Source organism: Nisaea sp., from assembly GCF_040217065.1.
Classification (GTDB): Bacteria; Pseudomonadota; Alphaproteobacteria; order Thalassobaculales; family Thalassobaculaceae; genus Nisaea.
Genome location: NZ_JAVJNX010000006.1, coordinates 77585 through 99562, shown reverse-complemented (window position 1 = coordinate 99562; position 21978 = coordinate 77585). Strand labels below are relative to the sequence as shown.

Genomic DNA, 21978 nt, shown 5'->3' with positions numbered 1-21978 from the left:
AGAGCTGGGAGGAACCATGTCGATCACGGAGCGGTTGGAGAAATGCTATACGGGCGTCGTCCATGACGTCATGCGGGCAATGGGGCTGAAGGACTTCACCCTGCCGCCGGAACTGCGCCCGATCATGCCGGAAAAGCCGATGGCCGGTCCCGCCTTCACCATTCTCGGCAAGGTCGACCCGACGGCGGATGCGCACGAGACGCTGCTCGCCTGGACCGGGCTGCTGTCGAAGGCGCCGGCGGGTTCCGTCTGGGTGAGCCAGCCGAACGACCGGGTGGTCGCCCATATGGGAGAATTGTCGGCCGAGACGCTGAAGGACAAGGGCGTGCGCGGCTGTGTTGCCGACGGGTTCGTCCGGGATGTCAATTTCCTGCTCGATATCGGCTTCCAGTCCTGGTCGCGCGGCTTCACCCCGCGGGACATTGTCGGCTGGTGGTTGCCGGCGGCGACCGATGTCGACGTGCGGATCGGCGATGTGGTGATCGAGCCGGGCGACTACATGCTGGGAGACCGTGACGGGCTTGTCCGCGTGCCGTCCGGTATCGTCGAGGAGGTCGTGGACAAGGCCGAGGCCGCCATCACCACCGAGAACAAGGTCCGGACGGCCATTCTCGGCGGCACAGATCCACAGGAAGCCTACCTCAAATTCGGAAAGTTCTGAGCCCGCGCGGGAAATCCTTTCGGGCCGGCGCCAGCCCGGCCAATTGACGGCCGTCACTCCCGGTCCCACATCTGCCGCTTCTGGGGACGATCAATCGGAAAAAACCATGGCTGAACTTGACGGCAAGGTGGCGATCGTCACCGGCGCATCGGCGCCGCGCGGTATCGGGCGGGCGGTGGCCCTGCGTCTGGCGGCGGAGGGTGCGTCCGTCATTGTCAGCGATATCGGCTCAGACGAGACCACGGGGCGTCTTGACGATATTGTCTCGGAGATCGCGGCGGCCGGGGGGACGGCACTGGCCGTGGCGGTCGACGTTACCCGGACGGCCGACATCGAAACCGCCGTTAAGCTGGCAAAAGACCAATTCGGCCGGATCGATATTCTGGTGAACAATGCCGGCTCTCTCGCCGGGGCCGCGAACCTGCTGGAGACCGCGCCGGAACAGTGGGAGACCAGCTTCCGGGTCAACCTGCTGGGCCCGGCCATGTTCACCCAGGCGGTGATCCCGGAAATGCAGGCGGCGGGCGGCGGCAGCATCGTCAATATCGGCTCCACCGGCAGTCTCGGCGCCGATGCCGGTTTCGGCGCCTATACCGCGATGAAACACGGGCTGGTCGGTCTGACAAAAACGGTCGCGGCGGAATTCGGCGTCGACGGTATCCGCTGCAACGTGGTCTGCCCCGGCTTTATCGCGACGGACATGCATGCGGCGGCGAATGCGCGTCTGGCCCGGGAAAGCGGCCGCCCGGTCGATGCTGTGAAGCAGGAGCGCTACAGAACGGTGGCGATGCGCCGGGCGGGCGAGCCGGAAGAGGTGGCCGAGGCGGTCGCTTTTCTGGCCGGGCCGCGATCGGAATACATCACCGGCATTGCCATGCCGATCAGCGGCGGGACGCCCGTCGGACTCTGAAGGAAATCCAAGCCCGTCAGCGTTTGCGGGCGATCACGAAGAGCGCCTTTGCCGGCCCCGGCTGCCATGTTTCCTCTATCTCAAGTCCCGCCGCTTCGAAGTCGGCGATCAGGGTCTCGGCGGTGAAAAAGCCGACCCAGGGCACGAGGCCGAGCCAGCGTGCCGGCGGGAGCACGAAGCGCAGCCAACCCAGCCGGCCGCCGGCGAGGCACGGGGTGGAGCTGATGAAGAGCCCTCCCGGCTTCAGCAGGCGCACCGCTTTCACGATGGCGTCCCGGCGGTCGCGCAGCAGGTGCAGGATGCTGTGGGCCATGACGAGGTCGTAGTCTCCGTCCTCGGTGTCCAGGCTGTCGAAATCCGCAACCTCGAAGGTGATATTCCCGATGCCGGCTGCCTCGGCCTTGCGGCGTGCGATTTCCAGCATCTTCGGTGAGACATCCACCGCCCGGATATGCGCGACATGCGGGGCATGATGCAGGGCGGTGGTGCCCGTGCCGCAGCCGATCTCAAGAACCGTCATCTCCGGCGCAAGGCGCGCGCGGGTCAGGGCCAGCTTGTGCTCGTACGCCGCCTCGTCTCCGACGGGGCGTTTCGCATAGCCTTCCGCGTGCCTGTCCCAGAATTTCGCCGTACCCGTCATTCGCATTCCCCCCTTTTGCCGGAACTTTCTGTGGCGAAAGACGCACTCTGTCGACCGGGTAAAAAGGATGCGGACACACAAGGCTGTGAGCGCCGCCTGATCGCCGTATCAGGGCGCTGTTCCGGCCCGGTGCAATTCACTCACGGCCATGCGTTTATAGGCATCGACGAGCTTGGCGCCTTCGTCCGGCGCGACCGAAATCGCGAGCCGCATGGTGGCTTCGCCAAAATGCATGATCAGGAAACAGTCTGTGGCGGCGCGCTCCGGGTCACAGTCCGGCGCGACACGGCAGAGTGCCTCGGAAAGCAGGGCGCCGCTCTTGCGGCTCTCGGCGATTTCCATGTCTCTCAGGGACTTGTCGGCGCCTATCCCGGAATAGATGTCGCGAATGACCGGTTCCGCCTGGAACAGGGCGTAATAGACGTCGATCAGCTCACCCAGCGCATCGCAGAGGGCGTCGAGCGTGTCCGGTCCGGCCAGTCCCTCCTCGATGCAGCGGAGACATTCCGCGCCGTAATGCTCGGCGAGCGCCCGGATGATCGCGCTCTTGTCCGGAAAATACTGATAGAGCGAGCCGATGGAGACGTCCGCAAGCCGGGCCACCTCGCTCATCGTCATTGCCTCGCTGCCCTTTTCGGCGATCACCGCGATGGCGCAGTTCAGCATGTGTTCAACGCGGGCGCGGCTGCGTTCCTGATTGGGCATGCGGCGGAGCGAGATGTGCTCCAGCGCGACATGCGACATATCCGGCAGTACTTTCGACATGACCACTCCATGAAACCGTCCGGCATCAGAGCAAATTTCGTTGACTCCGTAAATGTGAGAGTTTATCAGATTTCAAAATATGAGTAATCCTCACATTTACGGAGAACGAGATGAACAGATACGACGGGACGGCGCCGATCCTGGTTCTGGGCGGGACGGGCAAGACCGGGCAACGGGTTGTGAAACGGCTGATCGAGCAGGGACAGCCTGTCCGGATCGGCTCCCGGGAAGCGGCATTGCCATTCGACTGGGACGCGCCGGAAACCTGGTCGCCTGTGGTCGAAGGCGCGCGCGCCATCTACATCGCCTATCATCCGGATCTTGCTGTTCCGGGCGCATTGGAGACAGTCGGGGCCTTTGTCGAAACCGCGTTAAAATCTGGTGTAAGGCGCATGGTTCTGCTGTCCGGCCGGGGCGAGGAAGAGGCCGAGCAGACAGAGAAGATGCTGATGGGCTCGGGCGCCGACTGGACCATTGTGCGGGCCAGTTGGTTCTTCCAGAATTTCAGCGAGACCTTCCTGGCCGACGCCATCAATACGGGCGAGGTGGCGCTGCCGATCGGCGATGTGAAGGAGCCCTTCATCGACGTCGAGGATATTGCCGACGTGGCGGCGGCGGTCCTGACCGATCCCGCGCATATAGGCAAGCTGTACGAGGTCACCGGCCCGGAGCTGCTGAGTTTTTCCGAGGCTGTCGCCTCCATTGCTGAAGCGACCGGACGGCCGATCCGTTACAGGCAGATCCCGGCGGCGGATTACAGGGCGGCGATGGAGCAGGCCGGTGTGCCGCAGGACATGATCTCGCTGGTTCTTTATCTCTTCACCACAGTGCTGGACGGGCGCAATGCCAATGTGACCGATGGCGTCGATCAGGCATTGGGCCGTCCGCCGCGCCGTTTTGCCGATTATGCGCGGCGCGCCGCCAAGACGGGCGTCTGGAGCGCCGGGACGCCCGTGGCAGTCTGAGGGGGGCTCCCCGGAAGACGAGGACACCCTGAAGAAAACCCCGCGTCACAGGGTCTCGCGGGTTTTTCATTTGTCGTGCGCAGGATCGGGCGCACATTCACTTGCATGATCACTCCGCGCCTCCTCAGTGTCGCGACGGCCGTGCCCCGGCATCGCCTGTCGCAATCCGACGCCCTCGCCCATGCCCGAAAGATCTTCGAGGAGCGGGTGCCGGCCTTTGCCCGGCTGGCCCCGGTCTATGGCAATGCCGGGGTCGAGACCCGCTATCTGTCCGTGCCGCTCGACTGGTTCGCCCGGCCGCGCAGCTGGGCCGAGGCGAACCGGATCTATCTGCAGGTCGCCGAGGACCTGCTGGCCGAGGCCGCGCGCAAGGCGTTGGAACAGGCCGGTATTTCAGCCGCCGAGGTGGACACGCTTATCGTCGTCTCCAGCACCGGCATTGCGACGCCGAGCCTGGATGCCCGGATGTTGCGCCGGCTGGATTTCCGGGAGGATGTGAAACGGGTGCCGCTGTTCGGGCTCGGGTGCGCCGGTGGCGTGCTCGGCCTCGGCCGGGCGGCGCAGTTTGCCGCAAGCGGGGACGGGGAGACGGTTCTGCTGCTGGTGGTCGAGCTGTGCAGCCTGACCTTCCGCTGGTCCGATATCGGGAAATCCAACCAGGTGGCGACCGCGATCTTCGGCGACGGCGCGGCGGCGGCAGTGCTGCGCGGTGGCGGCGACGGAGACGGCACGACTGTCACGGCCTGGGGTGAGCATACCTGGCCGGACTCCCTCGATGTCATGGGCTGGTCGGTGGAGGAGGACGGCTTCGGGGTGATCTTCAGCCCGCGCATTCCCGAGATCGTCCGCACCGGCATGCGGGGCGAGGTGGACCGGTTTCTGGCTCGGAATGAGCTGACCCTTTCCGACATCGACCTGTTCGCCTGCCATCCGGGCGGCGCCAAGGTTGCCGATGCGCTGGAAGAGGCGTTCGGGCTGCCCGGCGGCGGCCTCGCGCAGTCCCGGTCGGTGCTGCGGGACTATGGGAACATGTCGGCGGCGACCGTGTTCTTCGTGCTGGAGCGGATGCAGGCGGACGGTATCGACGGCCAGCGTGTGCTGGTCCAGGCGCTCGGCCCCGGTTTCACCGCCGGGTTCGCCGTGCTGGAAGGGTGAGCGGGATGGAATTCGGCTGGGCGCAATGGGTCGTGTTGATCGTCGCGGGCCTGCGGATGGCTGAACTGGTTCATGCCCGGCGCAACCTGACCCGGCTGATCGCCCGGGGCGGCGTAGAGCATGGCGCCCGCCATTACCCGCTCTTCGTCCTGTTGCACGGCAGCTGGCTGCTGGCCCTGTTTTTCCTGGTGCATGGCGATGTGCTGCCGAGCCTGCCGCTGCTGGCTCTCTTCGCCGCCCTGCAGGCTGTCCGCGTCTGGATCATCGCCAGCCTCGGGCCCTACTGGACCACGCGAATCGTCACCCTGCCGGACGCGCCGCTGATCCGGCGCGGTCCCTACCGGTTTCTCCGGCATCCGAACTATCTCCTGGTGGCGGTGGAAATTCCGCTGCTGCCGCTCGCTTTTGGCGCCTGGGATATTGCCGCATTGTTCGGCGCCGCCAATCTGGCCCTGCTGGCCTACCGGATCCGGGTCGAGGAAGCGGTTTTGGCGGAACGGCGGGATTTGTAGATCACCCCACCAGAACCGTCATCCCGAACCCCGATCCGGGACCTTTCGATCATAAGGCGGTGCCCAGCTTGGGCAGATCCCGGATCAGGTCCGGGATGACGATTGGGAGAACGGATGACGACTAAGCGAGGCCCCCGCCGTCAGAACCCGGCATCGCCTTCCCAGTATTTGTCGTTCAGGTGTTTCATCAGTTTGTCGTGGCTCTTCTCCAGGCAGCCGCGCAGGCGGACCTTGTAGCCCTGGTCGCCATAGGCCTTGCAGCGCGCGTAGGCGTCGCGGGCGGACTCGACGCCTTGCGGCGAGAACTGTTTCAGAGCGGCCGGCGTGGTCGCCTTGTCCCAGACGCCGCCGCGCAGCGCTTTTTCCGCATACCCATCCGCCGGCAGCAGGTTGATCATCCGGGACATCAGCGCGCCGCTGTCGGCCCGGGGCGAGCCGTTCTCGAAATAGCCTTCCGCCAGCATCCGCTTCTCGCCAAGCGCGGCTTCCAGGTCCTCATCGCTTGGCCGGGCGGCGACAGTCGGCTCGGAACGCGGCAGCAGGGAGATCCGGCGCGGCACGCTCAGGGAGACCGCGGCGGCATCCAGCGCGGCAAGCCGGTGCCCCTCCATGGAGATCCGGACCGAGGTATAGGCGCCGGTGCTCTCGAAATGCAGCAGGCCCGCGGCCGAGAACTCGGCGGTGCTGCCGTCCTTCTTCTGCACAATCATGGTGATGTCGCCATCGCCCGCGACGTCATAGACATGGCCGGCATCCGGCTTCGGACGGTGTTCCTGCAGGCAGAAGGCGGAAAAGAACCCTGTGCAGCTGCCGTCCTCGCAATCGAGCGGAACGGGAAGCCTGGTGGCGACCAGGCCGAGGACCTGGGGCAGTTCTGATGTGGCCGCGCGGGCCTCGGTTGTGCCGCTGACGGGGCCGGTGGCGAGACCGGCGGCAAGGCCGAGGCAAAGGCCGAAAGACGCAAGATGTCGGAACATGGCTGTTTCCTCCGGAGCTGGCCGGTCGGTCCCGCAACCATGAAGGCCGGGACCTCCGGCTTTATGCGTTACCGAAAGCATCTCACCGCACGCGCAAAGGTTCAATTGCCGAATTCGCCGTTCACGCGCATGGGAAGCCCGCGCGAGGCAACGGGAGGCAGCGGTATCGCAGGCTCAGCAAGGGATTGCGCCGGATCAAATCTGGCTCAAGGGCGACAACGGATGACGGGCATTTGAAAGTTCACACTTCCAATCGTGCTCATATCGATGCAGCGAACGAAATTGTGGAGGACACGAGATGACCGCTGAAGCCCGGGATCTCGAAAACGCCGGTACCGGTATTGATGCTGCCGCGGACGCTGCAGGCGAAGCGCCCGGCCGTCGCGGCCGCAGCGGCGGTGGCCGCGAAGCCCGCCGCGCCTCCAGGGCGAAGCCGTCCCAGCTGCAGGCGCCCTACATCACCCGCAACGTGCCGGTCTATGAAGTCCTCAGCGAGGAAGGTCTCGAGATCATCGAGGCCAATGCCGACACCATCATGGAAGAGATCGGCATCGAGTTTCAGGACGATGCCGAGGCGCTGGAGCTCTGGCGCAGCGCCGGCGCGGACGTGCAGGGAACGCGGGTGCATATCCCGCGCGGTCTTGCCCGCACGCTCTGCGCGACGGCACCCTCGACCTTCACCCAGCATGCCCGCAATCCGGCCCGCTCGGTCGAGGTCGGCGGCAAGAATACGATCTTCGCACCGGTCTACGGCCCGCCCTTCGTCAGCGATGTCGATGGCGGCCGCCGCTATGCGACCATCGAGGACTTCCAGAATTTCGTGAAGCTGACCTACATGCTGCCGTCGCTGCACCATAGCGGCGGCACGGTGTGCGAGCCGGTCGATCTGCCCGTGAACAAGCGGCATTTCGACATGGTCTATGCCCATATGAAATACAGCGACAAGCCGTTCATGGGCTCCGTCACCGCGCCGGAACGGGCGCAGGACACGGTCGACATGGCGAAGATCCTGTTCGGTGCCGCGTTCGTCGAGAACAATACTGTCTGCACCAGCCTGATCAACGCCAACTCGCCGATGGTCTGGGACGGCACCATGCTGGGCGCGCTGAAGACCTATGCCCGCAACAACCAGGCCTGCATCACCACGCCCTTCATCCTCGCAGGTGCCATGTCGCCGGTGACGGTGGCGGGCACGCTGGCCCAGACGCTGGCCGAAGCCATGGCCGGGATCGCCTTCACCCAGCTCGTGCGGCCGGGAGCGCCGGTGATCTTCGGCTCCTTCGCCAGCTCCATCTCCATGCAGTCCGGCGCCCCGACCTTCGGCACGCCGGAGCCTGCCATGGTGCTCTATGGTTGCGCCCAGCTCGCCCGCCGTCTTGGCGTGCCGTTCCGCTCCGGCGGCTCGCTCTGCGGCTCCAAGACCCCGGACGCGCAGGCGGCTTACGAGTCCGCGCAGACCCTGAACCCGACGGTGATGGGCGGGGTGAATTTCGTGCTGCACGCGGCCGGCTGGCTGGAAGGCGGTCTCGTCGCCTCCTACGAGAAACTGCTGATGGATGCGGACCAGCTCGCCATGATGCCGACCCTGCTCGGCGGCGTCGATCTGACCGAAAACGGCCAGGCCATGGACGCGATCCGCGAGGTCGGCCCCGGCAAGCATTTCCTCGGCTGCGCCCATACCCAGGCGAATTTCGAGAACGCCTTCTTCCGCTCCAAGGTCGCCGACAACAACACCTACGAGCAATGGGCCGCCGAAGGTTCCCGCGACGCCTATCAGCGTACCGGCGACCGGGTGAAGACCATGCTGGCGGAATACCAGGCCCCGGACATCGATCCGGCGGTGGACGAGGCGCTGGTCGCGTTCATGACCAAGCGGAAAGCGTCTTTCCCGGACTCGATGGTCTGATCAGATTGAGGACGGCGCGGCGGCTTACCAGCCGTTGCGCCGGTCCCACCGGGCGATGATTTCGTCCGAGCCTTCCTCGAACACTTCATAATTCTCATACGCCGCCACCGTCATGCAGACATGGTTTGGCAGGACGCGGACGCGGGCGCCGATGGGCAGTTCCGCGAACAGTGCCGGGTCGGGCAGGTGGACTTCGCCGTGTTCCTGATGGGTGCCCCGGATGGTGAGGTTGTGCAGCGGTTTTCCGGTCTCCAGGTCCGCCAGCAGGCCGAAGCCCATATCGCCTTTCTCGCCGAGCGCTTCGGTCGAGCGGTCCTTGGACAGGGCGATGCCGCCCGCATCGAGGATCAGGGTGCCCCGGGCCTTGTTATGGGAGATCACGCTGGCGACAACGGTGGCGGCGATATCGTCGATGCCGTGACTGCCGATCCCGGCCTGGAAAAGATCCCCCAGTGTATAGACGCCCGGGCGCATTTCGGTGACGCCGTCGAGGTGATCGGCATAGAGCGTGGTCGGGGTCGAGCCGACGCTGACGATCGGGCAGGCGATGCCGTCGGCCCGGATCAGCTCGGCCATTGCGACAGCCGTATCCCGTTCCGTCGCGGCGACGGCTTTCATGTCTTCCGGCGTGCGTCCGCGATAGGAATGACCGGCATGGGTCATCACACCGGCAAGGCGGGAACGCGGGGCCGTGTCGAGAATGCGGGCGATGGCCAGCAGCCGGTCATTGTCCTGGTCGACACCGGTCCGGTGCTCGCCGCAATCCACCTCGATCATTACAGCGTGAGTGCCCGGATGGGCGGCGATGGCCTCCGCCACCTCCACACTGTCGATCAGGACCTTCAGGTCCGCACCCCGGGCTGTCAGTGCGGCGGCGCGGTCCAGCTTCGAGGGCGGGATGCTGACCGCATAGAGGATGTCGGCGAAACCGTGCTCGAACAGATAGTCCGCTTCCGCCAGCGTCGAGACGGTAACGCCGCCGGACTGGCCTGCCGTCGCGATCCTGGCGATCTCCGCCGACTTGCCGGTCTTCATATGCGGGCGCAGGGCCACGCCGAGTGCGGCGGCGCGCGCGCTCATGCGGGCACAATTGCGCTCCACCCGGCTCTTGTCGAGGATCAGGCAGGGGGTCTGGAGATCGGAGAGTTTCATGGTCGCTCGCGGGGCTGGTGTCGGCGGGATAGGCAGCCTAGTGCCCGAGCTGGTCGTGCGGCAAGCCTATGCAGCGGCCGCGTCTTTGCGTTTCTTCAGTTTATGCCCAACCTCGACGATGGCGTTGATTGCAGGGACCAGTTCCAGGCCAAGATCCGTCAACGCGTATTCGACGGACGGCGGGGAGGTCGGCTTCACCGTGCGGGAGATGACGCCGTGCTGCTGCAGGTCCTTCAGCCGTGCCGTCAGCATTTTTGACGAGACTTCGGGGATATCCGCCTTCAGCTCGCTGAAGCGGCGTGGGGCCTTGCTGAGGTACCAGATAACGTTCGGCGCCCAAGCGCTGGAGATAATGCTGAGGCAGGTTCCGAGCGGGCACTCCTCCGGTGGCGGGGTGACCGTGTTCTTCCGCATTTTCAGGGCCATGGTGGGATTACCTTCCGGTGTGCTGGTTACCAAGGCGTAACAGGATAATGAGCTTACCAAATATCACTTAATTTACAATTGTGACCAGCATCACTAGGTGAAGGGCGTCATAGCAGCAGAAGGAGCGCGGAATGACGTTCACCCACAACGCCACCGCCCGCTTGGGCATTCGGCACCCAATCATCCAGGGGCCGTTCGGTGGCGGCCTTTCGACCATCGAGCTTGCGGCGGTGGTTTCCAACAGGGGCGGGCTCGGATCCTACGGTGCCCACATCACCGCACCGGAAGACATCGGCGCGTTGAGGCAGGAACTTGCGGATGCCACCGACGCGCCTTTTGCGCTGAATCTCTGGGTTTCGGACCACGATCCGGGAGGGGAGCACCTGACCGATGAGGCGTTCGAGAAAGTCTATCCGGTCTTCGCCCCCTATTTCGAGGAACTCGGGTTGGCTAAGCCGACACCGCCGGACCGTTTCCACCACCGCTTCGACGACCAGATCGAAGCGCTGCTGGAAGCGCGTCCTCCGGTATTCAGCTTCGTCTTCGGTATTCCCTCACCGAAGATCCTGCAGGAATGCCGCCGCCTCGGCATCCGCACCATGGGCGCCGCCACCACGCTGGCGGAAGCGGAGGCGCTGGACGCGGCCGGGGTCGATCTCATCGTCGCCACGGGGCTGGAAGCCGGCGGGCACCGGGTCTCCTTTCTGAAATCCGCGGAGGACAGCCTGACCGGAACCTTCTCGCTGACCCAGGTCGCCGCATCCCATGTCAAAGCGCCGGTGATCGCTGCCGGCGGTATCGTCGACGGGCGCGGCGTCCGCGCGGCCCTGACACTCGGCGCCGGCGCGGCCCAGATCGGCACCGCGTTCCTGGCCTGCGCCGAATCCGGCACCAACCAGGCGCACCGGGACCTGCTCTTCACCGATGCGGCCCGGGATACGGCGCTGACCCGGTCCTATACCGGCCGTCTGGCCCGGGGGATCCGCAATCGCTGGGTCAGCGAGATGGCCGGACGGGAAGCGGAGCTGCCGCCATTCCCGGTGCAGAGCTGGTTCTTCGGCGCCATCAAGGCGGCGGCGCTCAAGGCGGGACGGGACGACCTGGTCTCGCTTTATGCCGGCCAGTCCGCACCGAACCTTAAACACCGGTCGGCCGTCGCGTTGATGGATGAGCTGACCGGCGATCTCGAATCCGTCCGCGCTGCCTGAATGAAGCGGGACACCCCGGCCGCCGGAACGTCTCATCCATTGCCGCATTGTGCGGCGCCGGTCCTGCGGCTTTTCCAAAGGAGACCAAAGAATGAAGCTCTATTACATCCCCGGTGCATGTTCCCTCGCATCCCATATCGTGTTGCACGAAACTGACGCATCATTCGCTATCGAGAAGGTCGACAGTGCCACGCACAAGACGGAAACAGGCGCCGACTTCTTCCAGATACACCGCAAGGGCTATGTTCCGGCCCTGCAGCTCAAGGATGGAGAAGTGCTGACCGAAGGTGTGGCCATACTGCAATATCTTGCCGACAGTTCCGCCCGGAATGATTTGTCCCCGCCGCAGGGCAGTATCGAGCGGGCCCGGCTGCAATCGGAGCTCAACTTCGTCTCCGCCGAGCTGCACAAAGCGTTCAGCCCGCTGTTCAAGAAAGACTCGACCGAAGATGAAAAGACCGCGGCGCGCAAGAAAGTAGCCCTGCGTCTAAATGACGTGGAGACGGTGCTGTCAGATGGTCGTGCATTCTTCCTCGGGAAAGATTTCTCGATTGCCGATGCCTATCTCTTCACGATTTCGAACTGGACAAATGTGACCGGTCTCGGACTGGGCGAGCGGCCGAATCTGATCGCCTATATGGGCCGGATGGCTGAACGTCCGTCAGTGCGTGCGGCGATGCAGGCGGAAGGTCTGATCGAGGCGGCGGCCTGATCAGGTTCCAATTATCGTGGCGAAGGTCCCGCTGCTGATCTATCTGGCAGCGAGACCTTCCGCCCAGTCGGGGCGGCCGCGTTCCATGGCGAGTGTCGTCATCAGCGGAATTTTGTTTTCAATACAATCGGATATGGTTTTGTATGGCACCGGGTCTGACCTTTTTGGGACGGTCAGCGAAATGCGCGGACGGGGTGACGAGTCAAATCCATGGCTGAGGCGAACCTGAAAGAAAAACTGGCACTTCTTTACACCGGGCGGAGCCGCAGGGCGGTGCTGTTCCGGTACGCGCTGATTGTGTTTGACGTTTTCACGATCGCCTTCTTCATCGTCACGATCCCCATGAGCCCGTCGGCCAAGATATTCCTGATCGATATTGTCGTTGGACTGCTGATCTTCGGCGATTTCATGGCCCGGCTCTGGATCGCCCCGAACAAGATCCGCATGTTGGGGCAGATCTATACAATCGCGGATATTTTCGTGATCCTGTCACTGCTGCTGGCGCCGATCTTCAGCCAGAGCTTCGCCTTCCTGCGCATTCTCAGGGCACTCCGGCTGCTGCATTCCTACCAAGTGCTGCGCGACCTGCGGTCCGAAACGCCGTTCTTCCGCCGGAACGAGGAGGTCATCCTCGGCTCGGTCAATCTCGGCGTGTTCGTCTTTTTCGTGACCTCGCTGGTCTTCGTGCTGCAGTTCGGCGCCAATCCGGGAATCGAGGACTTCATTGCCGCGCTCTATTTCACCGTGTCCGCGCTGACGACGACCGGGTTCGGCGATATCGTGCTCACCGGCACGGTCGGGCGGCTGCTCGCGATTGTCATCATGGTCGTTGGCGTGACCCTGTTCCTGCGGCTGGCCCAGGCAATTTTCCGGCCGCAGAAGGTAACTTACCCCTGCCCGTCATGCGGCCTGAAACGGCACGAGGAAGACGCAGTTCACTGCAAGCATTGCGGCGAGCCGCTGAAGATCGAGACAGAAGGCATTAGTTAGGCCGGCCTCGCGTCTGGCCGCGGGTTATCCGTTGGCGATATCCGCGAACGTCCCGTTGCTGATCCAGCCGGTAGCGAGACCCTCGGCCCAATCGGGGCGGCCCCGCTCCATTGCAAGTGTTGCCATGTCCAGATGTGCGTAAGGCACATGGCGGTGGGTGACGGACCAGCCTTCCGGCCGTTTTTCCAGAATAGCGTAGCTGGCGTGGGGCTTTCCGGCCTGCACCTTGTGCGGGATGGGTTCAAGGTCGATATAGGCAGGGCAGCCGACAGATCCCGGATTGACGATCAGACGCCCGTCCGCCAGCGCAACGGTCCGGGGCAGATGGGTATGGGCGCAGAGGATCAGCGGCTGCGTGATGCCTTGTGCACGCGCTTCGATGTCGGTAAGCGCCGCGCTGCGGGTTCTCCCTTCCCGGGTCACCTGCTCCAGCCAGTAGGTGTTGTCGTCTTCCGGCGTGCCGTGGCAGAGGAAGACTTCGTCGCGCCAGACCATCGTTGCCGGAAGCTGCCGGATCCAGTCGAGCGTTTCCATCGCCAGCTGGTCATGGGCGAGGCGGTCCGACGTCCCCATATCTTCGGGCGCGAGTTCGATGAGCCAGCGGTCGTGATTGCCGCGGATCGAGACGGCATTGATGCCGCGCAGCAGTTCCGCTGTACCTTCGGCATCCAGCGGCGAGCTGAAGAAATCCCCGAGATTGACGATGTCGGAAATCCCCTCGGCCTCGATGTCGGCGATCACTGCTTCCAGTGCGAGGCTGTTTCCGTGAATGTCGGCGATAGCGGCGAATTTCATGCTGCGTTTGTATCGCACCTTGAGCCGTTCAGCCTACGTTTTCGATCCGGACGCCGAATTCCAGCCCGGCATCTTCCAGATACATCCAGAGATATTCGGCGAAGCTGGCCCGGACGAGAATGTCGTAGCTCGGCGTCTCGTCGGTCTGGTCGAACAGGACCGTGATCCGGCCGAGATGGCTTTGGGCGCACTGGCCGGGGCCGAATTCGCGGGGATGCAGGTCGATGGCGCAGCCCTTGATCATCACGTCCCGGGCGTGCCTGCCGGACAGCCGGATCAAGGTGTAATGCTCCGTCACGTCGGTGACGGCGGCATGCAGATTGGAGACAGCCTTTGTCAGCGCGGCGGCGAGGCCGGTATCGTCGCTATAGACCATCCACTCGTTCGGGCCGGTCCAGAGCACACGGGCTGTCTTCGAGCTGGCGACGGTGCCCGGCTTTGCCGGCAGCTCGACACCGAGCGCTTTCTTGACGGTCGAGACGAATTTCTTGTCCGACGGCAGGCCGCGCAGCACCAGTCTGGTCTGGAACGGGATCTCGGTCAGGGTGACCCCGGCATCGGACGGGCCGCCGATGACGATGTCGAGCGGATCGAGCGGGGTGCGGGCGGTGAGGGTTTCCAGATCAGCCATCGATCCGCTCTCCTTCCAGATCAAAGAACCGGGGTTCGGTCACCGTGACTTTCACGACCTTGTCCTCAAGCGGGACATGCAGGGTCTGGCCGTGCCGGGCATGGCCGCCCTTGATCAGGGCCATGGCGATGGAGCGGCCGCAATTCGGGCTGTAATAGCTTGACGTGACATGGCCCAGCATGACCATCGGCGGCTGCGGTTTCAGCTTTTCGACCACATGGCCGCCTTCGGGCAGCACGGTCTGCGGATCTTCCGTCAACAGCCCGACAAGCTGCTTGCGCTCCGGTGAGGCCATGCTTTCGCGCTCAAGGGAGCGCTTGCCGACAAAGTCCGGCTTCTTCTTCGAGACGATCCAGTCCATGCCGAGATCGAGCGGGTTCACCGTGCCGTCGGTTTCCTGGCCGACGATGATGAAACCCTTCTCGGCCCGCAGCACATGCATGGTCTCGGTGCCGTAGGGCGTGATGTCGAACTCCTTGCCGGCCTCCATCAGGGCTTCCCAGAGCGCCAGGCCGTAGCGGGCCGGGACGTTGATCTCGAAGGACAGCTCGCCGGTGAAGGAAATCCGGTACAGCCGCGCCGGGATGCCCGCGACGGTGCCTTCCTTCATGGCCATGAAGGGGAAGGCGTCGGCGGAGAAGTCCACGTCATTGCAGAGTTTCTGCATCACCGCCCGGCTTTTGGGGCCGTTGATCGCCACCACGGACCATTGCTCGGTCACACTGGAGAAGAAGACCTTCAGGTCCGGCCATTCGGTCTGGTGCCATTCCTCCAGCCAGGACAGCACGTTCGCCGCGCCGCCGGTGGTGGTGGTCATGTGGTAGTGGCTCTCGCCGATGCAGGTGGTCACGCCGTCATCCATGACCATGCCGTCTTCCTTCAGCATCAGCCCGTAGCGGCAGCGGCCGACGCCGAGCTTCAGCCACGCATTGGTATAGATGCGGTTGAGGAATTCGGCGGCGTCCGGCCCCTGGATGTCGATCTTGCCGAGGGTCGAGGCATCGAGAATGCCGACAGAATCGCGCACGGCCTTGACCTCACGGTCGATCGCTTGCCTGAAGGTCTCGCCGTTCTTCGGGAAATACCAGGCCCGCATCCACTGACCGACATGCTCGAATTTAGCGCCGTTGGCCCGGGCCCATTCGTCGATCCGGGTCTTGCGGATCGGCTCGAACAGCTTGCCGACATTCCGGCCCGCATAGGCGCCGATGGTGGCCGGCGTGTAGGGCGGGCGGAAGGTGGTGGTGCCGACAGACGGGATCTCGGCGGCGAGCACGTCCGACAGGATGGCGAGCGCATTGACGTTGGAGGTCTTGCCCTGGTCCGTGCCCATGCCGGTGGTGGTGTAGCGCTTCAGATGCTCGACCGAGCGATAGCCTTCGCGGGCGGCGAGCTGCACGTCGGCGGCGGTCACGTCGTTCTGGAAATCGACGAAATGCTTGCCCTTGCGGCCGAGCCTGGCCTTGCCCGGCGTGATCCAGAGCGGCCGCAGGCTGCCCTGTGCCGGCTCGGTGGCTTTCGGGGCGGCGGGAGCGCGGCCCTTGTGTCCGGCTTCGCGCGCGGCTTCGGCCCCGAGCTTGACACCTTCCTTCAGGCCGTCGGCCAGACCCATGGTGCCATTGCAGGCACCGGCACTGGCCAGGGCCTGACTTGCCGTGCCGGGGATGAACGCAGCCATCTCCGGATCCCAGGTGAGCTTGCCCTTGGACTGGGAGAACAGGTGCACGGTCGGGTTCCAGCCGCCGGACATGGCGATCAGGTCGCAATTGAGTGATTTGGCCGTACCGGTGACGCCGGTGCCGTCCGCGTCAAGCTGCATGACCTCGATGCCGGTCACTTTCTGCGTGCCCTGCACCGAGACGATGCCGTGGTTCTCGTAGACGGTAATGCCCTTGGCCCGGACCGCGTCGGCCAGCGGGCCGGTGACGGAGGCGCGGACATCGACGATGGCGGCAACCCGTCCATGCGCCTCTTCGAGGGCCAGGGCGGTGCGGTAGGCGTCGTCGTTATTGGTGAAGATCACCGCCTTGCGACCCGGCAGCACGCCGTACCGGTTGACATAGGTGCGCACCGCCGAGGACAGCATGACACCCGGACGATCATTGTCCGTGAAGACCAGCGGCCGTTCGAGGGCGCCGGTGGCCAGTACCACGCGTTTTGCCCGGATCTTCCACAGCCGCTGGCGCGGGGTGTGTTCCGGCGCCGCGCCGAGATGATCGCTGACCCGCTCCAGGCCGGTCAGGTAGTTGTGATCGTAATAGCCGGTGATGGTACAGCGCTTGACCAGAGTGACCTCCGGCATCGCTTCCAGCTCGGCAACGGTCTCCTCGACCCAGCGGGCAGGCTCCTTGCCGTCGATCTCGCAATCGCTTTCGGACAGCAGCGATCCGCCCCAGTCCGCCGTCTCGTCCGCCAGGATCACCCGGGCACCGGTCTTGCCGGCCGCCAATGCGGCGGCCAGACCAGCCGGGCCGCCGCCGACAATCAGAACGTCGGCATGGGCATGGACTTTCTCGTAGCGGTCCGGATCGCGGTCCGGCGGGGCCTTGCCGAGACCGGCGGCATGCCGGATGACATGCTCGTATTTCAGCCAGAGCGAGGCAGGCCACATGAAGGTCTTGTAATAGAAGCCCGCCGGGAACAGCCGATGGAAGACGGAGTTGATCGCGCCGACATCGAACTTCAGGTTCGGCCAGCGGTTCTGGCTGGCGGCTTCCAGACCGTCGAAGATCTCGATCTGGGTCGCCCGCAGGTTCGGCTCCGACTTGTTGCCGCCGCCGAGCTGGATCAGCGCGTTCGGCTCTTCTGATCCGGCGGCGAGGATGCCGCGCGGACGGTGATACTTGAAGCTGCGGCCGATCAGGTGGACGCCGTTGGCGATCAGGGCGGAGGCGAGCGTATCGCCCTCAAAGCCCTCGTAGCTCTTGCCGTCGAAAGTGAAGCGAACCGGCTTGGAGCGGTCGATGCGCCCCTTGTCGCGGATCCGGAAAGACTGCCCGCTCATGTGCCCGACACTCCCGCTTTCGCGTTCTTCTCGGCCGCGCTCTGGCGCCGCCAGTTGCCTTCATAGGCCTTGATGCCTTCGGGACTCTTCGGCAGCTCCCCCATCGGGTAGACCTCGATGATCTCGTCGGTGGCGGTGTTGCGCACGACGTTGAACCATTGCCGGCAGCCGGCGCTGTGCGACCAGCGTTCCAGGAACGGACCCTTGGCGTTCTGCTTCAGGAACAGATATTCGGCCCATTCCGCGTCGCTCAGCTTTTCCGGCGCGGCCGGGCGCAGGATGTGGGCCTCGCCGCCATAGTGGAATTCGTTGTCGTCGCGCGGTCCGCACCAGGGACAGGTGATATGCAGCATGTCTCGTCTCCCTAGTGCGCGACGCCGGCGGCGCCGTGTTCGTCGATCAGATAGCCGGTTTCGAACCGCTTCAGGCTGTACGGCGCGGCGATTGCATTCGGCTCGTCCCGGGCGATCAGGTCGGCGAAGACATGCCCGGAGCCCGGCGTTGCCTTGAAGCCGCCGGTGCCCCAGCCGCAGTTGAAATAGAGCCCGTCGATCGGAGTCTTGGAAATGATCGGCGAGGCGTCGGGGCATGTATCGACGATACCGCCCCAGGTCCGCAGCACGCGCAGGCGCGAGATGATCGGGTAGAGTTCGACGCCTGCCGCCAGCAGGCTCTCCACCGTCGGGATGCTGCCGCGCTGGCTGTAGGAATTGTAGCTGTCCACACCGGCGCCGAACACCAGCTCGCCCTTGTCGGACTGGCTGATATACATATGCACCGCGTTCGACATCACGACCGTGTCGATGCAGGGCTTGATCGGCTCGGAGACGAGCGCCTGCAGCGGCCGGGAATCGATCGGCAGGTTCAGGCCCGCCATGGAGGCGACGACGCCGGAATGGCCTGCGGTGACCACGCCGACCTTCTTGGCCTTGATGGTGCCGCGGCTGGTCTCGATGCCGGTGACCTTGCCGCCGTCGCGCAGGATGCCGGTAACCTCGCAATTCTGGATGATGTCGACGCCGAGATCGTCGGCCGCCCGGGCATAGCCCCAGGCCACGGCATCGTGCCGGGCGGTGCCGCCACGGCGCTGGATGAAGCCGCCCATGACCGGATAGCGAATGCCGGGATTGGTATCGATGATCGGCACCAGCTGCTTGATCTGGGCCGGGCTCAGCACCTCGCTGTCGATGCCGTTCAGGCGGATCGCCTCGACCCGGCGGCGCATTTCCTTCAGCTCATGTTCGGAATGCGCCAGCGTCAGCACGCCGCGCTGGGAGAACATGACGTTGAAGTTCAGCTCCTGGCTCATGCCTTCCCAGAGCTTCAGCGCGTGCTCATAGATACCGGCACTTTCGTCCCAGAGATAGTTGGAGCGGATGATGGTGGTGTTCCGGCCGGTATTGCCGCCGCCGATCCAGCCCTTTTCGACCACGGCGATATTCCGGATGCCGTGCACGGAGGCGAGGTAATAGGCGGTTGCCAGCCCATGGCCGCCGCCGCCGACAATGATCACGTCGTATTCCGGCTTGGGTTCCGGCGACCGCCAGGCCTTTTGCCAGTTCTCGTGATAGCTGAGCGCATTGCGCGCCAGTGCGAAGATCGAGTAGCGGGAAGCCCCGCCCCTCAGTGCCCGCATGCCATTCGCGGAACCCTTCATCGCCATGCCCCCATAGAACCAAAGAATTGCCAGAATGATCGGGACCGTAATCGGAGCTGTCCAGCCCCTGTTGTTCCGGCCCGACCTGCGGTGACGCCGCTGGAACAGGCCGCAAGGGTTCTTTTATCGCATACGTGCGTTGCTGTGACTCTAAAGCTGCGGAATGTAGTCCGCCTTGTCCGGCCGCTTGTCCGGGTTGGCATGCAGATCAATTGCCATGAGCATGTTTTGCCTGCCGGTTTTGTCGCGAATTGGCAGGCGGACGCAGCAGATGCCGTATTTACGGTTGCGCCAGATGAAGCGGTTTTCGTGAATGGTCGGACGGCCAGACGACAGGCATTGGCGGTTTTGCTGGATAAGGGCGGCGGCATAGTCCGGATAGGGCATGTCGCTGACCCGCGTGCCGGTCAGGTCCATGCCGCCCTTGTTCGCGGCAATAGTCGCATAAAGCCGATAGATGAAATCGGCACCATCATCCACGGGATCCAGCAGGGAAATGCGGCCCATCAATGTGCCGAAGCTCTCCGGCCGGAAATGCGACTGGAGCGGAAAGCCTACCCCGGTCCAGCTATCCCACCGTTCCAGCATATGCAGGGCAGGGCGAACGGCGGGTGCCTCGCGCGTAAGCTCGGCGGCGGAAATCAGTCCGCCGCGTCTCGTACCGTCGAGATTCGGGACGTGGTGGTCTTCACCAGACATGTTCAGAACCGGGAGGGTTTAATTGAGACGAAACTTCCGCTTCAGGCCTTCATGGAAGAGCCGCTCGGCATGATCGGTCGGTGTCGGTGTCCCCGCCGGGTTGTCGACATACCAGTCCCGGTACTCCGCAAGCCGGACGGAATTCAGGAAATCCTGACAGTTCCGGCCCCGGTTGGCTGCCTTGAAGCGCAGGATGTCGTCGAAGGTGACGCCAGTCACCTCGACCTTCTCCACCAGCCCGTTGTTGTCGAAACCGAGAACGATGCGGTTCAGGTACGGGTACTGGGCTTCCGCCAGCAGCATCGCCGTCCCGCCGGCATTGCCGGCCGGCGCATAGATCCAGCAACCGACATGGGTCCATTGCTGATGCAGCATGCGCAATACGGAATCGCGTGACCCGGTTGCCGCCTCGCCCTTGCGGTGGAAGCGGATGGCGACAGGGTCGTTGATGGCGGCCTTGATATCCTGGAGCCGGGCACCGCTCTTGGCGGCAGAGGCGAAGTCCAGCAGCAGCTTCCGGACGGTCTCCTGATGTGCCGCATCCGGACCGGTGTCAGCTTTCATCTCGCTTTCCGGCGCCATGGCGAGGTCGACCATGGGGGCATCCAGCGCCTGCCAGTCGGCGGCGAGCTCCGCTGAATATCTTTCGGCGCCCGGATCGAAACAGCCATGCGGATCGGCCGGCGAGCGTGCGGTTAAAAGTCCGCTCGGCCCGGCCGCGATATAGGTGGCAACCGCGGCATCGTAGCGGCTGAAATCCTGCCGCATGGCTCCGTAGAACGCGATGCAGGACCGGCCCGCAACCTGTTGCGCGGAGACGGCCTCTTCGCTGGTTTCGAGGCGTGACACCATGTGCGATTGCAGGTTGTCGAAGGCGCCACGGATACTGGCGCGGGCTGAGGGGCCGGCAGCGTCGATCTTGCGCATCAGCAGGCCGTTTGTGTCCTGCGGCATTGCGCCCAGGATGCGGGCGGGATTCATGCCCGCGGGGAGAATGTCCGAAAACAGCAGGGTCCCGGATGTTCGCGTACGGATGCTGATCTGCTGAAATTCGGGCGCGCCGGTGGAAATGCGCACCATCGTGCCGCCCTCTGACAGCGGAATGTCCCGGTCGAGTTGGTGTTCTTCGGCTGCATTCGGGGCGATCGCGGCAATCAGTCCGGCAATGGAAATGCCCGTCTCGTGTCCCAGCAGCATTTCCGCCTGTTCAAGCAGCGGCACTGAAAATTCGGGCCGGGCGGACAGATTGAGAGAGCGCTGCGGGATCTCGCCGGCACGCAGCAGGATCGGACTGCCTGTCAGACGTGCGCCGTCATGCAGCGGCAGCATGCTGCCATCCGCACTCAGCGTCCGGGGAAGGGAGCCGGATGCATCCTCGTATCGGGCCGTGATCAGCAGCGACCGTTCGACCACCACATCGCAGCAGAATTTCTCAAGACCGGTTTTCGGTGCCGCGGCAGGCGCCGAGACGGTGACTTCTTCGGTGAGGTAGCAATCCTCGAAATGCCTGGCGATCGCCGGGCAGGCGATCGGACCGCCGTTCGGCGCGATGGCGGCATCGAACGGTCGGGATGTTTCTGACAGGCACAATGCAAACAGTGCCGGCCCGCCGAGCAGGATTACTGCGATCACGGCGGCAATTGAGAGTGCCGCACGCTTTCCCCAGGGCGTGCCCTGGCGCGGGGAGCCGGGTTTTTCCTCGGCGAGTTTGTCCGCCGGATCTTTCGTCGCGGAAAGTTCGGGGTTTGGCTTTTTCTTGGCGGCGGCCGGTTTCTTCTCCGCGGATGCTTCGGCATCTTTTTTTTCGGGAGTAGGCGTTTCCGGCTGGCTGGCGTTCGAAGTCTTGTTGAGATCCTTCTTGTCGTCGGGATTGTCGGGTGCCGACATATCGAAACTCCACATGCAAAACGCTGATGGAAAAGATATGCGAAAACAGCGTGAAACACCAACTTGTTGGCACGCTTAGCGGAGGACGGCCTGCTCTGTCCTTACTCTTTCCGCGTATTCACTTTGTTTAAAGGGCCTGTTTGGGCCAAGGCGCCGCCTGTTTCGGCGAGCCTCTGCCTCTCCGGACGTTTCACCGGCGGTCGGCAAATGAGAGGCCGATAAAAAAATCGCACACGACTTAATCGCTTCCTATTGATTTTGGCGTATGTTGAATCTAAATATATCGTGCACGATGAAATCGAGCAAGATTTTAAATCTGAAACCTG

General features: G+C 64.0%; 21 protein-coding genes. 9 read left to right on the top strand and 12 right to left on the bottom strand.

The genetic code is table 11. The features are described from left to right. Positions 1 to 16: 16 nt before the first annotated feature. Together RH950_RS08705 and RH950_RS08700 are read left to right on the top strand one after the other, a co-directional pair. A complete protein-coding gene (locus RH950_RS08705; RefSeq protein ID WP_350055746.1) occupies positions 17 to 661 on the top strand; it encodes an RraA family protein in 645 nt (214 codons plus the stop codon). 106 nt (positions 662 to 767) lie between these two features. Then, positions 768 to 1571, top strand: a complete 804-nt coding sequence (locus RH950_RS08700; protein WP_350055744.1) for an SDR family NAD(P)-dependent oxidoreductase — start codon at positions 768 to 770, stop codon at positions 1569 to 1571. Between the two features lie 16 nt (positions 1572 to 1587). On the opposite strand, the gene RH950_RS08695 is transcribed toward RH950_RS08700, so the two are convergent. Both RH950_RS08695 and RH950_RS08690 read right to left on the bottom strand, forming a co-directional pair. After that, positions 1588 to 2211, bottom strand: coding sequence for a class I SAM-dependent methyltransferase (locus tag RH950_RS08695; RefSeq protein ID WP_350055742.1), 624 nt, complete (start codon positions 2209 to 2211; stop codon positions 1588 to 1590). A gap of 108 nt (positions 2212 to 2319) precedes the next feature. Next, entirely contained in the window at positions 2320 to 2976 is a 657-nt protein-coding gene (locus RH950_RS08690) for a TetR/AcrR family transcriptional regulator (RefSeq protein ID WP_350055740.1), read from the bottom strand. A 110-nt stretch (positions 2977 to 3086) separates the two neighbouring features. Here RH950_RS08690 and RH950_RS08685 point away from each other — a divergent pair, with 110 nt between their 5' ends. The 3 genes from RH950_RS08685 to RH950_RS08675 all read left to right on the top strand — a co-directional run bounded on the left by RH950_RS08685 (position 3087) and on the right by RH950_RS08675 (position 5608). Next, positions 3087 to 3941 (top strand): NmrA family NAD(P)-binding protein, encoded by an 855-nt coding sequence (locus tag RH950_RS08685; protein ID WP_350055738.1) that lies wholly within the window; start codon positions 3087 to 3089, stop codon positions 3939 to 3941. A 105-nt stretch (positions 3942 to 4046) separates the two neighbouring features. Continuing rightward, positions 4047 to 5096, top strand: a complete 1050-nt coding sequence (locus RH950_RS08680; RefSeq protein ID WP_350055736.1) for a type III polyketide synthase — start codon at positions 4047 to 4049, stop codon at positions 5094 to 5096. Positions 5097 to 5101: 5 nt separating this feature from the next. Beyond that, positions 5102 to 5608 carry an isoprenylcysteine carboxyl methyltransferase family protein gene (locus RH950_RS08675; protein ID WP_350055734.1) on the top strand — a complete coding sequence of 169 codons (507 nt, stop codon included), beginning with the start codon at positions 5102 to 5104 and terminating at the stop codon, positions 5606 to 5608. Positions 5609 to 5748: 140 nt separating this feature from the next. On the opposite strand, the gene RH950_RS08670 is transcribed toward RH950_RS08675, so the two are convergent. Continuing rightward, positions 5749 to 6585, bottom strand: a complete 837-nt coding sequence (locus RH950_RS08670; protein ID WP_350055732.1) for a hypothetical protein — start codon at positions 6583 to 6585, stop codon at positions 5749 to 5751. Positions 6586 to 6883: 298 nt separating this feature from the next. Between RH950_RS08670 and RH950_RS08665 the strand changes: the two genes are divergently transcribed. After that, positions 6884 to 8491 carry a trimethylamine methyltransferase family protein gene (locus RH950_RS08665; protein ID WP_350055731.1) on the top strand — a complete coding sequence of 536 codons (1608 nt, stop codon included), beginning with the start codon at positions 6884 to 6886 and terminating at the stop codon, positions 8489 to 8491. A gap of 24 nt (positions 8492 to 8515) precedes the next feature. On the opposite strand, the gene RH950_RS08660 is transcribed toward RH950_RS08665, so the two are convergent. After that, complete coding sequence (locus tag RH950_RS08660) at positions 8516 to 9643, bottom strand: alanine racemase (RefSeq protein ID WP_350055729.1); 1128 nt, start codon at positions 9641 to 9643, stop codon at positions 8516 to 8518. Positions 9644 to 9709: 66 nt separating this feature from the next. After that, positions 9710 to 10069 carry a winged helix-turn-helix transcriptional regulator gene (locus RH950_RS08655; RefSeq protein ID WP_350055727.1) on the bottom strand — a complete coding sequence of 120 codons (360 nt, stop codon included), beginning with the start codon at positions 10067 to 10069 and terminating at the stop codon, positions 9710 to 9712. 131 nt (positions 10070 to 10200) lie between these two features. On the opposite strand from RH950_RS08655, the gene RH950_RS08650 reads away from it, so the two are divergent. The 3 genes from RH950_RS08650 (at position 10201) to RH950_RS08640 (ending at position 12979) form a co-directional block, all read left to right on the top strand. Continuing rightward, a complete protein-coding gene (locus RH950_RS08650; protein WP_350055725.1) occupies positions 10201 to 11277 on the top strand; it encodes an NAD(P)H-dependent flavin oxidoreductase in 1077 nt (358 codons plus the stop codon). A 91-nt stretch (positions 11278 to 11368) separates the two neighbouring features. Next, positions 11369 to 11989, top strand: a complete 621-nt coding sequence (gene gstA / locus RH950_RS08645; protein WP_350055723.1) for a glutathione transferase GstA — start codon at positions 11369 to 11371, stop codon at positions 11987 to 11989. Between the two features lie 210 nt (positions 11990 to 12199). Further along, positions 12200 to 12979, top strand: coding sequence for a zinc ribbon domain-containing protein (locus RH950_RS08640; RefSeq protein ID WP_350055721.1), 780 nt, complete (start codon positions 12200 to 12202; stop codon positions 12977 to 12979). Positions 12980 to 13003: 24 nt separating this feature from the next. Here RH950_RS08640 and RH950_RS08635 read toward each other — a convergent pair whose 3' ends face one another. The 7 genes from RH950_RS08635 to RH950_RS08605 all read right to left on the bottom strand — a co-directional run bounded on the left by RH950_RS08635 (position 13004) and on the right by RH950_RS08605 (position 21652). Next, positions 13004 to 13774 (bottom strand): metallophosphoesterase family protein, encoded by a 771-nt coding sequence (locus tag RH950_RS08635; protein WP_350055719.1) that lies wholly within the window; start codon positions 13772 to 13774, stop codon positions 13004 to 13006. A 28-nt stretch (positions 13775 to 13802) separates the two neighbouring features. Then, positions 13803 to 14405 (bottom strand): sarcosine oxidase subunit gamma, encoded by a 603-nt coding sequence (locus RH950_RS08630; RefSeq protein ID WP_350055717.1) that lies wholly within the window; start codon positions 14403 to 14405, stop codon positions 13803 to 13805. Beyond that, entirely contained in the window at positions 14398 to 17409 is a 3012-nt protein-coding gene (locus RH950_RS08625; protein ID WP_350055715.1) for a sarcosine oxidase subunit alpha, read from the bottom strand. Before RH950_RS08625 ends, RH950_RS08630 begins: the two co-directional genes overlap by 8 nt. Further along, positions 17406 to 17762 carry a sarcosine oxidase subunit delta gene (locus RH950_RS08620; RefSeq protein ID WP_350055713.1) on the bottom strand — a complete coding sequence of 119 codons (357 nt, stop codon included), beginning with the start codon at positions 17760 to 17762 and terminating at the stop codon, positions 17406 to 17408. The genes RH950_RS08625 and RH950_RS08620 overlap by 4 nt, the downstream gene beginning before the upstream one ends. Positions 17763 to 17773: 11 nt before the next feature. Next, positions 17774 to 19066 carry a sarcosine oxidase subunit beta family protein gene (locus tag RH950_RS08615; RefSeq protein WP_502889750.1) on the bottom strand — a complete coding sequence of 431 codons (1293 nt, stop codon included), beginning with the start codon at positions 19064 to 19066 and terminating at the stop codon, positions 17774 to 17776. Positions 19067 to 19216: 150 nt separating this feature from the next. Beyond that, on the bottom strand, positions 19217 to 19765 hold the full coding sequence (locus RH950_RS08610) for a PAS domain-containing protein (protein ID WP_350055711.1): 549 nt from the start codon (positions 19763 to 19765) through the stop codon (positions 19217 to 19219). An 18-nt stretch (positions 19766 to 19783) separates the two neighbouring features. After that, a complete protein-coding gene (locus RH950_RS08605) occupies positions 19784 to 21652 on the bottom strand; it encodes a hypothetical protein (RefSeq protein ID WP_350055709.1) in 1869 nt (622 codons plus the stop codon). Positions 21653 to 21978: the final 326 nt, after the last annotated feature.

Excerpts from the sequence above, each read along its gene's own strand:
- RH950_RS08680 (WP_350055736.1), top strand. The coding sequence starts at position 4,047 with ATGATCACTCCGCGCCTCCTCAGTGTCGCGACGGCCGTGCCCCGGCAT.
- gstA (WP_350055723.1), top strand. The coding sequence starts at position 11,369 with ATGAAGCTCTATTACATCCCCGGTGCATGTTCCCTCGCATCCCATATC.
- RH950_RS08640 (WP_350055721.1), top strand. The coding sequence starts at position 12,200 with ATGGCTGAGGCGAACCTGAAAGAAAAACTGGCACTTCTTTACACCGGG.
- RH950_RS08685 (WP_350055738.1), top strand. The coding sequence starts at position 3,087 with ATGAACAGATACGACGGGACGGCGCCGATCCTGGTTCTGGGCGGGACG.
- RH950_RS08650 (WP_350055725.1), top strand. The coding sequence starts at position 10,201 with ATGACGTTCACCCACAACGCCACCGCCCGCTTGGGCATTCGGCACCCA.
- RH950_RS08695 (WP_350055742.1), bottom strand. The coding sequence starts at position 2,211 with ATGACGGGTACGGCGAAATTCTGGGACAGGCACGCGGAAGGCTATGCG.
- RH950_RS08635 (WP_350055719.1), bottom strand. The coding sequence starts at position 13,774 with ATGAAATTCGCCGCTATCGCCGACATTCACGGAAACAGCCTCGCACTG.
- RH950_RS08700 (WP_350055744.1), top strand. The coding sequence starts at position 768 with ATGGCTGAACTTGACGGCAAGGTGGCGATCGTCACCGGCGCATCGGCG.
- RH950_RS08670 (WP_350055732.1), bottom strand. The coding sequence starts at position 6,585 with ATGTTCCGACATCTTGCGTCTTTCGGCCTTTGCCTCGGCCTTGCCGCC.
- RH950_RS08625 (WP_350055715.1), bottom strand. The coding sequence starts at position 17,409 with ATGAGCGGGCAGTCTTTCCGGATCCGCGACAAGGGGCGCATCGACCGC.
- RH950_RS08630 (WP_350055717.1), bottom strand. The coding sequence starts at position 14,405 with ATGGCTGATCTGGAAACCCTCACCGCCCGCACCCCGCTCGATCCGCTC.
- RH950_RS08605 (WP_350055709.1), bottom strand. The coding sequence starts at position 21,652 with ATGTCGGCACCCGACAATCCCGACGACAAGAAGGATCTCAACAAGACT.
- RH950_RS08665 (WP_350055731.1), top strand. The coding sequence starts at position 6,884 with ATGACCGCTGAAGCCCGGGATCTCGAAAACGCCGGTACCGGTATTGAT.
- RH950_RS08615 (WP_502889750.1), bottom strand. The coding sequence starts at position 19,066 with ATGAAGGGTTCCGCGAATGGCATGCGGGCACTGAGGGGCGGGGCTTCC.
- RH950_RS08675 (WP_350055734.1), top strand. The coding sequence starts at position 5,102 with ATGGAATTCGGCTGGGCGCAATGGGTCGTGTTGATCGTCGCGGGCCTG.
- RH950_RS08620 (WP_350055713.1), bottom strand. The coding sequence starts at position 17,762 with ATGCTGCATATCACCTGTCCCTGGTGCGGACCGCGCGACGACAACGAA.
- RH950_RS08610 (WP_350055711.1), bottom strand. The coding sequence starts at position 19,765 with ATGTCTGGTGAAGACCACCACGTCCCGAATCTCGACGGTACGAGACGC.
- RH950_RS08660 (WP_350055729.1), bottom strand. The coding sequence starts at position 9,643 with ATGAAACTCTCCGATCTCCAGACCCCCTGCCTGATCCTCGACAAGAGC.
- RH950_RS08690 (WP_350055740.1), bottom strand. The coding sequence starts at position 2,976 with ATGTCGAAAGTACTGCCGGATATGTCGCATGTCGCGCTGGAGCACATC.
- RH950_RS08655 (WP_350055727.1), bottom strand. The coding sequence starts at position 10,069 with ATGGCCCTGAAAATGCGGAAGAACACGGTCACCCCGCCACCGGAGGAG.
- RH950_RS08705 (WP_350055746.1), top strand. The coding sequence starts at position 17 with ATGTCGATCACGGAGCGGTTGGAGAAATGCTATACGGGCGTCGTCCAT.